This window comes from Roseofilum sp. Guam, assembly GCF_017746735.1.
Classification (GTDB): domain Bacteria; phylum Cyanobacteriota; class Cyanobacteriia; order Cyanobacteriales; family Desertifilaceae; genus Roseofilum; species Roseofilum reptotaenium.
Genome location: NZ_JAGHZN010000017.1, coordinates 79,091 through 92,062 on the forward strand (window position 1 = coordinate 79,091; position 12,972 = coordinate 92,062).

Sequence of the window (12,972 nt, forward strand, 5' to 3'; positions counted from 1 at the left end):
CATTGGGTCATTGTCGTGATATGGTTACTGAAATTAGGTGGCTATGAGAAATTGAGTGTAGTCGCCCCTAAAGTATCCTCACTTTGACTCAACTTTAAAAATACGATCGCATGGCAATTTTACACGGGAGTTGGTTAACTCAACATCAATTTGTGATTTGGGCAGAAACTTGGCGCAGAGTTTCCCCTGAAGAATGCACTCCCTCACCCTTTGCCATTTCGCCCCATCCTTTTGCCCTGAGTGTGACAGAACTGCAATCCTGGTTACAGTCAAGTCAGATCCCAGAGTCGGTGCAAAGGGCTTTACCAGATTTGGAGACAGTAGCGATCGCCCCCCTGCAACTGGCTTTACCTACCCTGCTTCAGTTTCCAGCATCTGCACCGAAATCGAAACGTAAGATAACCCCCGGGGTTATCTGTACTCCTCTATACTCGATCGCCTCCGGGGAAGACGAAGAAAATCCAGATATTACCCTTCACCCTTGGCAGATTGAAGCGCTCTGTCTGACTCCCCAGCAAACCCTGCCCTTTCTGCAAAGTCTGCCCCTAGGGTTATTAGAGTCTAGCCCAGCTTGGTTGGGCGCGGATCTGCGATTTTGGTCTCATATTAGCCGGTGGAGTCTGGACTTGCTGGCGCGGTGTAAGTTTTTGCCTGTCCTCACAGTTGAGGAGGAGGGGTCTTTGATCGCCCAATGGCAACCGTTACTCGATAGTCAGAGCGATCGCCACCGTTTTAGCCAGTTGAGCAGCCTCATGCCGGGAAGTTGCCACACCTATCAACCGGCTGAAGAGGGCCTTAAACTGGATTTTCCTACTGCGCCCAAACCTTTGCTGTGGGACTTTTTGAGCCAAACTTTAAATGCCCAGATTCAGAAACAGGAGACTCCCTTACCGAATGTGAAAGGGGCGATCGCCCAATGGCTGAAAAGCTTAAATGGTAGCGGTAAACCCCTCTCCCCCACCCCAGAACTTGAAAAGTTCAAAACCACCCTCACGAAGTGGATGGCTCCTATCGAACACCTGCATCAGGGAAGCAGTTTTAGCACTGTCTTAAAACTTCATCCTCCCCAAGGAAAAAGTCAGGATTGGTTACTAGAATATGGATTACAATCGGTCGAAAATCCCGATTGTATTGTCGATGCCAATACCATTTGGAGCAATCCTGTAGAATCTCTACTCTATGAAGGCTATACCATTCATTATCCTCAAGAAACTTTTTTAGCTGGATTAGGATTAGCCTCGCGCATTTTTCCTTCTTTAGAAGACAGTTTAAATACGTCCCAACCTCTATTTTGTCGGCTTAATCCCCAACCGGCCTATGAATTCCTTAAATCCATAGTGGGACGATTGAAAGAAAGTGGATTAGGCGTAATTTTGCCCCCTTCTCTCGCACCGGAACAGGGATTTTCTAATCGCTTAGGATTAAGCTTGGTGGCTGACACGCCCAAACGGAAGAAAACCGATCGCTTAAGTTTACAAAGTTTATTGCAATTTAAGTGGGAATTAACCCTAGGAGGACAGCGAGTTTCTAAGAAAGAATTTGACCAATTGGTAGCCTTAGAGTCTCCTTTGGTGCAAATTAATGGGCAGTGGGTGGAGTTGCGTCCCCAAGATGTGCGCGTCGCTCAGGAGTTTTTCACCAAGCGTAAAGACCAAATGAGTTTATCCCTCGAAGATGCTCTGCGCATCAGTACCGGGGATACACAGATGGTGGAAAAGCTGCCAGTGGTGGACTTTCGGGCTTCCGATCAATTAGGGGAGTTACTGACTCGTTTGATGGAGCCACGCACGATTGAGGCGATCGCCCCTCCAGAGACATTTAACGGACAGTTGCGCCCCTATCAATCCAGGGGGGTGGGGTGGTTGACGTTTTTAGAGCAATGGGGCTTAGGGGCGTGTTTAGCCGACGATATGGGACTGGGGAAAACCATTCAGTTTTTGGCATTTTTGTTGGTTTTGAAACAACAGAAAAAGCTCAAAAAACCAACATTATTGGTTTGTCCCACGTCCGTTTTAGGCAATTGGCAACGGGAAGTTAAACGATTTGCGCCCAGTTTGAACATGCTGCTTCACCATGGAATGAAGCGCGTTAAAAATAAGGAGTTTGTCAAAGCCGTTGAGGGTAAAGATCTGATAATTACCAGCTATCCCTTAGTCTTTCGAGACCAAAAAGAATTGCAAGCGGTAGAATGGCAAGGGATAGTTTTAGATGAGGCTCAGAACATCAAAAATCCAGAGTCTAAACAGTCCCAATCCGTGCGCGAGTTAACCTCAGAGTTTCGCATTGCCCTGACAGGAACACCGGTAGAAAATCGCTTGCAAGAACTCTGGTCAATTATGGACTTTCTCAATCCCGGTTATTTGGGCAATCGGCAGTTCTTCCAACGCCGGTTTACAATTCCGATTGAGAAATATGGCGATCGCGAATCCTTGCAAACTTTGCGATCGCTCTCCCAACCCTTTATCCTGCGGCGATTGAAAACCGATCGCACGATTATCCAAGATTTGCCAGAAAAACAGGAAATGACCGTGTTCTGTCCTCTCTCGGATGAGCAAAAGCAGCTCTATCAAGAAGCGGTGGAGAAAGCCTTAGCCGAAATTGAGCAAGCGCAAGGAATTCAACGCCATGGCGAAGTCTTAGCACTGCTCACCAAATTAAAGCAAATTTGCAATCATCCCGAACAGTTCTTGAAGAAGCGCAAGCTGAAAGAGCCGGAAAACTCCGGGAAACTGATGCGCTTGCGGGATATGCTCGAAGAAGTGGTTGATGTCGGCGATCGGGCCTTGATTTTCACCCAGTTTTCCGAATGGGGCAAATTGCTCAAACCTTATTTAGAACAAGAATTTCAATCCCAAGTCTTTTTCCTATACGGCAATACCAAAAGAGCGCAACGAGAAGAAATGATTGACCGCTTTCAACACGATCCCCAAGGGCCAAAACTGTTTATTTTATCCCTAAAAGCAGGCGGTGTCGGCTTGAATTTAACCCGTGCCAATCATGTTTTTCACTTTGACCGATGGTGGAATCCAGCCGTGGAAAATCAAGCCACAGACCGAGTATTTCGCATTGGTCAAACTCGGAATGTGCAAGTGCATAAATTTGTCTGTGAAGGCACGTTAGAAGAAAAGATTAACGATCTCATTGCCAGCAAGCAGGAACTCGCAGAACAAGTGGTGGGTTCAGGAGAAAATTGGCTAGCTAGTTTAGACTCCAATCAACTGCGCGATTTATTATTATTAGAACAGTCAGAAGACTAGGAGGGAAATATGAATTCCTATGGCATCGAGCGAGAATGGTGGACGCAGCAATGGTTAGACTTGCTCAATTCTTATCGGTTTAAGAAACGACTGGAGCGGGGGCGAAATTATGCGCGGGAAGGCCATGTATTATCGATTCAGTTTCAAGAGCAAAAAGTGGTGGCAGAGGTGCAAGGAACCGATCCTGAACCCTATCGCCTTTCTATTTGGTTAGATGCCTTTACCTCGGAAGATTGGGATAATGTGATTGAGACTTTATCGGAAAAAGCGATTTATGTGGCGAAATTGTTAGCTGGAGAAATGCCGGATAATATCGAATCGGTATTTGCTGCCAATGGGTTAAGCTTATTTCCGTTTACGCTGGGTGAAGTTCATTCACGATGTAGTTGTCCTGATCCCGCGAATCCCTGTAAACATATCGCTGCCGTGTATTATTTATTAGGAGATCGCTTCAGTGCCGATCCCTTTGTACTGTTTCAATTGCGCGGAAAGAGTAAGGATAATATTATCTCTGCTCTGCGCGAAAAGCGCGGAATGGGGCCAGAAGGTGCCAGCACCGAACCCCTACCCCTGACCTATCCCCAGGTTGCTCTAGACCAGTTTTGGCGCTACGATCGCGAGTTAGAGTCATCCCTCGTGGTCATTGCCCCGCCAGTGAATCCAGAAACCGTGTTAGATGTGCTAGGGCCAATTGTAACCGAACGCACTAAAGCCCCGGAGTCTAAATCGTTAATGGCTTATTTAAAAACCTTATATCAGGATGTGAGCCAAAGTGCCACCAGATCAGCCTTACGAGGAGATTAGTGTAATCAAGATTTGATCGACAAAACCGTTTACCATTCTCATCCTCGAGCATGAAGATCAAGGCATAATGAGCATTTTAGGGATTGCTTAGAGCGCTTCGGGCTAAGGAATAGGAAATAGAGGAAATTAAGATACCATCTAAAGTAGCACACACCCGATCTATCTCCGTCCCATGAAATCCTTCCCCTTGAAACTCCACTTTCCTCTGCAAGTGGTATTAATCGTGCCCTTTCTCCTACAAATCATGGTAGCCGTGGGTTTAGTCAGTTGGCTGTCCTTTCGCAATGCCCACGAAATGTTAGAAACGATGGTAGAACGATTAACCACTGAAATTGGTTCCGAAGTCGAACAACGTTTATCTTCCTATTTGGAACTTCCTCATCGGGTGAATCGCTCTCATCTGGGGGCGATCAAGTCAGGATTGCTAGAGGTGGAAAACCTGGAGGGATGGGATTATTATCTATGGGAAAAAATCCAACAAGTCCCAGAGTTAAGTTTTACTGCTATAGCCAATAATCAAGGGGAACAACGAACAGGAGAACGTCTAGCGGATGGTACTTTGGTGATTAATACCGTTACTCCTAGCGATCGCCACACTTTCCGCTCCTACAACACCGATGACCAAGGCAATCGTACCACTCTAGTGACTCAATTAAGCGATCGCGATCCGCGCAAACGACCATGGTATTTAACAGCCGTCGAGACCGGAAAACCAACCTGGAGCAATCCAGATATTTCCTATCTCGAACCTGTCCTCTTAATTTCTGCCTTACAACCCCTTGATATTGATACCGATGGTAGAGTGGAAGGCGTTATCAACACTACCCTCAAACTCGATCAGCTAGGTCAATTTCTGAGCCAAATTAACCTAGGAGAAACCGGAAAAATCCTTATTCTCGATCGCCAAAACAACCTTATTGCCAGTTCCACCCAAGAAACCCCCTTTAATCCAGACACCCAAACTCTCCTACCCATTACCCAGAGTCAAGATCTCCTCACCCGTCAACTGATCGATCTTCTACACACTCAGCAAAACGCCCTAAACACCCCCACCTTAACCACACTGTCCTTAGATGGTGAGCATTACTTTGCCCATATTATTCCCTATGTCGGCCCCTACGGCTTACAGTGGAAGATTGTGCTTTTTATCTCCGAATCTAACTTTAACGCCACTCTTGAGAGCCATAAACAGCACATCCTTGTCATCTGCATTGGTGCATTGATTTTTGCTGTGGGATTAGGACTCTTGACCTCTCGGTGGATTGCTTACCCCATATTACAACTCCGGGATGCCAGTGCTGCCTTTGCCTCTGGGAAACGCGGAAATTCCGTACAGGTTCAAGGCATACAAGAATTAGACATTCTTGCCCAAACCTTTAATGAGATGGCAGCTCAAATTGGCAATCAGCTTGAGATTCTGGAGCAGCAAGTCGCCGAACGTACTCATCTGCTCACTCAACACAACCAGGTTTTATCTGAACTCGCTGGCGATTCCCAATTACACCAAGGGGACTTAAACCAGAGTTTACCAAAATTAACTGAGGCGATCGCCCAAATCCTCACAGTTGACCGTACCAGTATTTGGCTCATTGAACCCGAAAGTACCCTATGGTACTGTGCTGACTTATTCATCCCCGATCTAGGAAGTCACACCCGAGGTGATCTTCTCCCTATCCAAGAGTACCCCTGCTATGCCCAAGCCCTAAAAACCCAAAATGTAATTTCTGTCAACGATGCTTGCAATGATGAGCGTACCTCGGAACTCAAAGAGAGCTATCTCACTCCTCTAGGAATTCATTCCATGCTAGAAATTCCCATTCGCCGACAGCAAACGCTCCTGGGCGTAATGTGCATTGAAACCACCCAACCTCACCATTGGACTCAAGAAGAACAAAATGTCGCCCGTTCTATAGGCGATCTCGTTAACCTTGCCATTGAATCATACCATCGCCAGCAAGCCGAAATTGCCCTAAAAGCTGCCAAAGAAGCGGCTGATAAAGCTAACCAAGCAAAAAGTGAATTTTTGGCCAATATGAGCCATGAATTACGAACCCCCCTGAACGGTATCCTGGGTTATACCCAAATCTTGAAACGGATGAGTGACCTCAAACCCAAACAACGTGAAGGAATTATGGTTATTGAAGAAGCTGGTTCCCATCTCCTAACCCTGATTAACGATGTCCTAGATTTGGCCAAAATCGAAGCCAGAAAAATGGAACTTCTCCCTAGAGAAATTTATTTTCCCTCCTTCATTAGTGGTGTAGCTGAAGTCATCCGTATCCAAGCTGAAGAAAAAGGACTGGAATTTTGCTGTGTCATCGATCCCAATTTACCCCAGGGAATTGATATTGATGATAAACGCTTACGCCAAGTCCTCCTCAATTTATTAGGGAATGCTACCAAATTTACCCATCAAGGAGAAATTGTATTTTCTGTTATTCATCTGAGTGAAATTTCTCCTGCATCTACCGCCACCTTACGCTTTGAAATTGGGGATACCGGTGTAGGTATGACCCCTGAGCAAATCCAGAAAATTTTCTTACCTTTTGAACAAGTAGGAGCCAGTTCCCGTAAACATGACGGCACGGGTTTGGGATTGGCCATTACTCGTCAAATTGTACAAATGATGGGAGGACAAATTGAAGTTGAAAGTCAGCTCGATGTCGGCAGTCAATTTAGCTTTGAAATTAATGTCCCAGTGGCCGAAAATTGGGCGCTCTCTTCCACTCAAACCGAACAAGGAAAAATCATTGGTTATGTTGGTCAACCCCAAAAAATCCTCGTGGTTGATGATAAAATTGTCAATCGTAAAGTGATTCTCGAAGTTTTATCTCCACTCGGATTTGAAGTAGCACAAGCAGAGAATGGCCAATTGGGTTTAGAACACTGTCATCAATGGGAACCTGATTTTATCATTACTGATTTAGTCATGCCAGAGTTAGATGGATTTGAAATGGTACGTCAACTTCGTCAGAGTGGTGAGGATCGAGTGATTATTCTGGCTTCTTCAGCAAGTGTATTAAAGCAAGATCAGGAGAATAGTTTAGTGGCGGGTTGCAATGATTTTCTCCCCAAACCTGTCGATATAGAGTTACTATTACATAAATTGAAACAGTATTTAAATCTGACCTGGATTTATGAAGAAGTTCCAGAGGTCAATTCGCCTCCCTCCTTAGAGTCTTCAGTGGAGTTTGTTTACCCTCCCCAGGAAGAATTGCAAGGGTTAGTAAAAACTGCGGCTGTGGGATATATTGATGGGATTGAAGCAGAAGTGGCTAGACTGCGAGCATTAGATCCCACCTACTACCCATTTTGCGATCGCATTATGGAGTTTGTCTTTGAATTTGATGACCAAGGCATTATTGCTTTAATTACCCAAGAATATCCTCTATCCATTTAACCCGCAGATCATGGCTAAAAAACAAAAATTTCCTTTCCTAGTTGGCTCGAAATGGACCGCCCAACAAACGACTTGGGGATGGCGACATTTTCAAGTGACCAACCGCAAAAATCAAGGAAAGTTTATTTTTGCGGAAATGGTAGCTTCTTGTGACCCGAATGTTCGCTTTTGGTTAAATGCCGCCCAACTTAAAGACCGTTCCTTATGGCAACCGGGATGGAAAACGCTTCAGGAAATGGAGTAGGGAAGAGAGGGATGATTCCTCAATGATTTTTAAGGATTAATTTTTAATTGACACTGTAAGTCTTCTGGGCGATCAATGTCGGAGAGAACCGGTAAGAGAAAATAGGATAATTCTAGAGCATGGGCAATATTGAGAGTTTGGGAAAAAACTTCTGAGGTTCCCCAATGAATATTTTGAAATAATTCAGAGATGGGGCGCGATAGACCGATTAAATAATAACCCCCATCAGCGGCTGGGCCGAGGACTAAATCGTGGGAATCTAAAGCATGAAAGGCTTGGGTAAAAAGTTCTGGGGTGAGACTCGGACAGTCTGTTCCGATAACAACGATATGCTCCATTCCTTCAGCAAAACTCTGGTCAATTGCCCTGTAGAGTTTTTCCCCTAGATCCCCTTGTCCCTGACTGCGATAAACTAGATCAGCACCTAACCAGGTCTGCATGGCCTGAACGGTTGAGCCTGTAAAATAAACCACGAGCTGTATTGCCCCTTTATGGCGATCTTGTAGCTGCCGTACTTGGGCGATCGCCCATTCGGCCAGTTGACGATGTAATTCCGTCGCTCCCTGCACCCCTAATGCAGGAATTAAGCGGGTTTTGGCCTTACCCAATTCTGGATATCGAGTAAAGACTAGGAGTTGGCATAGGCTAGATAATGGGGAAGATAAATCGGGAAAATCGCTCACGCTTACCTCTTTTATTGTTGGGAACATGACTAAAATCATAGAAGTTTTACCGGATAAAGGCGCTCTCGTCAGCCGCGCCCTCGCCTTAGTGAAAGAAAAAATAGAAACGGCGATCGCCTCCCATGGCTACAGTACCATTGCCCTCGCTGGAGGCAGTACCCCTAAGCCACTCTATGAAGCTCTGAGTAAAGAAACTCTTCCCTGGGACAAAATTCACGTTTTTTGGGGAGACGAGCGCTACGTCCCCTGCGATCATCCGGATAGTAATGAAAACATGGCTCGCCAAGCCTGGCTTAATCAGGTTCCTATTCCCCCACAGAATATCCATGCCATGCCCACCAGAGCGCAAGATCCCCAGCAGGATGCCGAAACCCATGATACTCACTTACGGCAGTTTTTTGGTGAGTCGTCTGGTGAGTTTCCCGCCTTCGACATTATTTTGTTAGGGATGGGGGATGATGGGCATACAGCTTCCCTATTTCCCCATACTGAAGCTTTAGCAGTCGGCGATCGCCGGGTTACTGTGGGTAATAAAGATGGCCAACCCCGTCTTACTTTTACGGTTCCTCTGATTAATGAGGCTCGCTGTGTCATTTTTCTAGTCGCTGGAGCCAATAAAATCAACGCTTTAACCCAAGTCTTTGCCCCGGAAGGAGACAGCAAAGCCTATCCCTCTCGTTTAATTGCCCCTAAAGGAGAGCTGTGGTGGCTTTTAGATGAAGCAGCAGGGGGATCAATTAACACTTAAATCATTACATCGAATTCAATTTTTTTCCTATTGCCTATTGCCTCTTGCCTTTCCATTGATCCTATGATTGTTTGTCCAAATTGTACTCACCAAAACCCTGATGGCGCTCAAGTGTGCGAAGCTTGTTATACTGAGCTTCCTGCTCTAACGACTTGTCCTAACTGTGGAGCAGCCGTTCAGCAAGATGCCACGTTTTGTGGTCAATGTGGAACCGCCTTAAAAATTACGCCTGTTTCCACTGCCGATCTTGATGCAGAGGAAGAAGTCTTAGAAATTCCTCCCTTAGTCGAACCCGATCCTCTGGTGACTCCGGAACCCCTTGCCAGCTCTAGCTCTGAATCATCCATAATCACAGAAGTGGAAGCCGAACCCTCCACTCCAGTCAAAATCAACCGGTTAACTGAACTGCAATCAGCCAGTGCCTCTCTGGTTCATGTCTCTACCAAGGATCGACTCGAGTTATCCAATCATCTTTCGGTCTTACATATCGGGAAACCCAATGACCGTATTCCCCCAGATATAGATGTTTCTGGGTTTGCCCATGCAGATGTAGTCTCGCGGGTTCATGCTGCTATTCGCATCGAAAACGGCGAGTATTATATCGAAGATCTCGCAAGTTCCAATGGAACCTATATTAATCACTTACCCCTAAGTCCAGGCAATCGCTATCGCTTAAAAACAGGCGATCGCATTACATTAGGTAAAAATGATCTGGTAAGCTTTGTATTTGAACTGTGATTATCTCCAGATTATTCCTTAACTCAACGAAAACAAACAGCAGACCCCTACTCCTCGTTATTTACCTGTTACTGATGTGATTACCCTAACCTTGTTACATCCTCTCAAAGATACCCCCATTCAGCATTGGCAATTTACACAAGAATCCCTGGTGCGAATTGGACGCTCTACAGATAATCATGTCGTTCTCTATAGTGCGGTGGTTTCCCGTCACCATGTGGAACTCCGTCTTGGAGAGGAATCTTGGGATGTAGTGAACCTGGGAACTAATGGTACATATCTCGACGATCAGCGGATTGAACAAATGCCGATTACTGGTGAAGTGGTGATTCGACTGGCTCGTTCTGGGCCGAAGATTCAGATTAAAACCGATTTTGACCAGGAGCAATCGTCTTCTTCTCCTCTGGATCGAAAATCTATCGATCCATCTATACCGGCAATTAAGGAGAAAATTAATAAAATGACGACAGCGATCGATCCCTAGGGATCGTAGGAATGAAAATAATAAAAAAATAACGAGTTTTTGAAAATCTTACTCAAAGAAAAATTCTACTTAAGGAAAAATATAGAATTACAAAACTTGCACTATTTAGTTCAACGGCTAGGAACACTGCAACGGAAAAAAGTGATTGAGATATTTTGATTCGCTTTGAGCTATTCTAGCAACCTTTAAAAACTGCTCTTGATGTACTCTATAGGCGAGCAAACTGCTCGATCGAGGCAACAACATATAGTGTAAAGCGCCTAGGCAATAGGGAATGGGATTGTGGTACATGGCTTTAGGAATTCAACAGTTTACTCCATAACGGTACAAAGTGCGGTATGTCTAATCTTCTCTCTGAGAGAGTAATGCTTTTATATCGAGATTCAATCCTGAATACAGCAGCTTCTGCTGTTTACCAATTACCCATTACCCATTACCCGTACGAAGCTCTATTTTTCTTCAGAAACAAACTTTCAAAATGGGTTGGAATACAGGGGTGAGAAGCAGAGTATTTATTATTTGAATAAATAGAAACCGATCGCCTGAGTCAGTCGAGTCGAGTTATAATGATTATCTATAATGAGTCCCTGTATTTTTCCTATTGTTGACTATAGTTTTGCTTAATTTAAACTCTATCAGGATAATTTTATGCCAGCGCTTACAATATCTTTGATGCATCCAACTCAACCCGTAGCGATGCATAGTTGGACGTTTGAACCCGATCGAGACGAACCCATTCGTATTGGTCGTTCTCACGATAATGACATTGTAGTGTATAGTTCTGTGGTCTCCCGCCATCACGCAGAGCTATGGCCAAGTGAAGAGGGTTGGAATCTCAAGGGATTTGGTTCAAATGGTACGTTTGTTAACCAACAGTTGGTCACACAGGATGTCTTAGAGGATGGCTCGATCGTCCGTTTAGGCAATTCTGGGCCCAGATTGCGAATTCGTCTAGGGGTTAGCGATCCGAAGGCGAAGCTGGTGAGAAAATGCGATCGCAAACTGAATACGGAACTGAGTGAAGCTGATAAACATAGTACGTTTATCAATACCCCTCAAATGCAATCGGATGATTAAGGAATGACTCAGAGCCACTTGCCTCTCAAGACTCCCTTGAGGGCAAGTGTGATGTTTAATGTTTCATTGAATTCACGATACCTGACCACTGAACTGATTTGAGTCGATCGCGCCGATAAGAAAAGAACAAATCCTGATTTTGATAGGTACAATAGGGAGCGATCGCTACTTGTTCTGCATGGACTCCCAATTGTTGCAGTTGCCTGAGATTAACCTGACGTACATCTAAGCGGATGCGATCGGGTTCAGAGTCGGGCAACAAGACTGGATGTTTCCCTCCTGATAACTGCTCGATCCAATCTGGGGCACTCTTGCCTTGAATCAGAGTTTTTCCTACCTGTTGAGCCACATCTAATCCCACCTGATACTCTCCTCCAGAAATCGCCGGCCCTAGGGCGATTCGTAGATCTTCGAGCCGCGTTCCTAATGCTTGAAAACGGGCGATCGCCTCCGGGACAATTTCCGCTGCCGTCCCGCGCCAGCCTGCATGAAGAGCTGCCACCTGTCCTGTACCTAAATCTCCCATTAACACCGGCACACAATCAGCCGAACACACCCAAACCGAATCATGGGCATTTTCCGATAACAAACCATCGGCTTCTGGACGCTCAACCCCCAAACTTTCCACTTCTGAAGGGGTCAAAATCCGTTGACCGTGGACTTGTTTCACCCGATATACTCGCACCTGCTCATCTAGAAGATGCGCTAAAGATTCAGGCGTTTGGGGCGCAAACTGGCGGGTAAAAAAACCATGCTTCCAAGGGTCGAGTAAGCTACAGGTCAGATAGGTCAACCCTTGAGCCATCTGCCAATGCCAAAGTGAACTCATCAAAAATTTGGAGTTTGAAACCCCATCCTTCTAGGAGGGCTTTACTCTCCTATTTTACCACGATCGCAAACTCTATGCTATTATCAAAACTCAGAAGTATTGATCAACAATTGAACAATTCATAAAACATAGAACCCATGCTTGTTTACATGGGACAACTTATCGTTGATGACCTTTTTACAAAAGAATTTTGTCCATCAATGTCTGGAAATATTGAGTATCAGTACTTGATTCGTAGCACTGATACTAGATAAAGATTATGAATATGTTTGTGCAATGGATTAATGAGATCGCCCACAACTGATATCAGAAAACTATACGATCGCAAAATCACCCAGTCCCCTAACATGAGGAGGATGAAAAGCCAAAACAATATCTTCCTTGGGAACGCCAACCGTCAACAATTGCTCCACTGCACTCTCTGCCATACCATCAAAATGAATCCAGATTTTCTCGTTGCGAATTTCCAGGTGAGCCAGAGTGCGATGAATTCGCCGTTTCCCTTGCCATCCCTCACTGACTAAGAGAAAATGATGCCGCTCTCGATCCACAATTGGGATATTCGTAATTTCGGCATTACTATAAGAAATGTTAGCATAATTATTGAGAATATCTTCAATATAACTGCCATATCTGTCAAGCTTCTCTAACTTTAGTGTTTCCATTGCACAATTTCCTCCTTCTAAGCATTAAAAATAATGAGTCTAA

The 12,972-nt window shown here is 45.1% G+C and carries 11 protein-coding genes; 8 read left to right on the top strand and 3 right to left on the bottom strand.

Annotated elements, in window-relative coordinates; all coding sequences use genetic code 11:
- Positions 1-110 precede the first annotated feature (110 nt).
- The 4 genes from J7529_RS08285 (at position 111) to J7529_RS08300 (ending at position 7,705) form a co-directional block, all read left to right on the top strand.
- Positions 111-3,257 (top strand): DEAD/DEAH box helicase, encoded by a 3,147-nt coding sequence (locus J7529_RS08285; protein WP_318728597.1) that lies wholly within the window; start codon positions 111-113, stop codon positions 3,255-3,257.
- Positions 3,258-3,266: 9 nt separating this feature from the next.
- Positions 3,267-4,061 carry an SWIM zinc finger family protein gene (locus tag J7529_RS08290; protein WP_318728598.1) on the top strand — a complete coding sequence of 265 codons (795 nt, stop codon included), beginning with the start codon at positions 3,267-3,269 and terminating at the stop codon, positions 4,059-4,061.
- Between the two features lie 172 nt (positions 4,062-4,233).
- Positions 4,234-7,461: an ATP-binding protein gene (locus J7529_RS08295; protein ID WP_318728599.1), complete on the top strand. Its 3,228-nt coding sequence runs from the start codon at positions 4,234-4,236 to the stop codon at positions 7,459-7,461.
- 10 nt (positions 7,462-7,471) lie between these two features.
- Positions 7,472-7,705, top strand: coding sequence for a TIGR02450 family Trp-rich protein (locus J7529_RS08300; RefSeq protein WP_271942228.1), 234 nt, complete (start codon positions 7,472-7,474; stop codon positions 7,703-7,705).
- Positions 7,706-7,734: 29 nt separating this feature from the next.
- Here the strand turns inward: J7529_RS08300 and J7529_RS08305 are convergent, their stop codons facing one another.
- Complete coding sequence (locus J7529_RS08305; RefSeq protein ID WP_318728600.1) at positions 7,735-8,427, bottom strand: TIGR04282 family arsenosugar biosynthesis glycosyltransferase; 693 nt, start codon at positions 8,425-8,427, stop codon at positions 7,735-7,737.
- Between J7529_RS08305 and pgl the strand changes: the two genes are divergently transcribed.
- The 4 genes from pgl to J7529_RS08325 all read left to right on the top strand — a co-directional run bounded on the left by pgl (position 8,414) and on the right by J7529_RS08325 (position 11,435).
- Complete coding sequence (gene pgl, locus J7529_RS08310) at positions 8,414-9,136, top strand: 6-phosphogluconolactonase (protein ID WP_271942233.1); 723 nt, start codon at positions 8,414-8,416, stop codon at positions 9,134-9,136. The genes J7529_RS08305 and pgl overlap by 14 nt on opposite strands.
- Before the next feature lie 63 nt (positions 9,137-9,199).
- Positions 9,200-9,874, top strand: a complete 675-nt coding sequence (locus tag J7529_RS08315) for an FHA domain-containing protein (RefSeq protein WP_318728601.1) — start codon at positions 9,200-9,202, stop codon at positions 9,872-9,874.
- Between the two features lie 76 nt (positions 9,875-9,950).
- Positions 9,951-10,358 (top strand): FHA domain-containing protein, encoded by a 408-nt coding sequence (locus tag J7529_RS08320; RefSeq protein ID WP_318728602.1) that lies wholly within the window; start codon positions 9,951-9,953, stop codon positions 10,356-10,358.
- 648 nt (positions 10,359-11,006) lie between these two features.
- Complete coding sequence (locus tag J7529_RS08325; RefSeq protein ID WP_271942239.1) at positions 11,007-11,435, top strand: FHA domain-containing protein; 429 nt, start codon at positions 11,007-11,009, stop codon at positions 11,433-11,435.
- A 55-nt stretch (positions 11,436-11,490) separates the two neighbouring features.
- Here J7529_RS08325 and pgeF read toward each other — a convergent pair whose 3' ends face one another.
- Both pgeF and J7529_RS08335 read right to left on the bottom strand, forming a co-directional pair.
- Positions 11,491-12,264, bottom strand: coding sequence for a peptidoglycan editing factor PgeF (pgeF, locus tag J7529_RS08330; protein ID WP_318728603.1), 774 nt, complete (start codon positions 12,262-12,264; stop codon positions 11,491-11,493).
- 314 nt (positions 12,265-12,578) lie between these two features.
- Complete coding sequence (locus J7529_RS08335) at positions 12,579-12,929, bottom strand: XisI protein (RefSeq protein WP_318728604.1); 351 nt, start codon at positions 12,927-12,929, stop codon at positions 12,579-12,581.
- Positions 12,930-12,972: the final 43 nt, after the last annotated feature.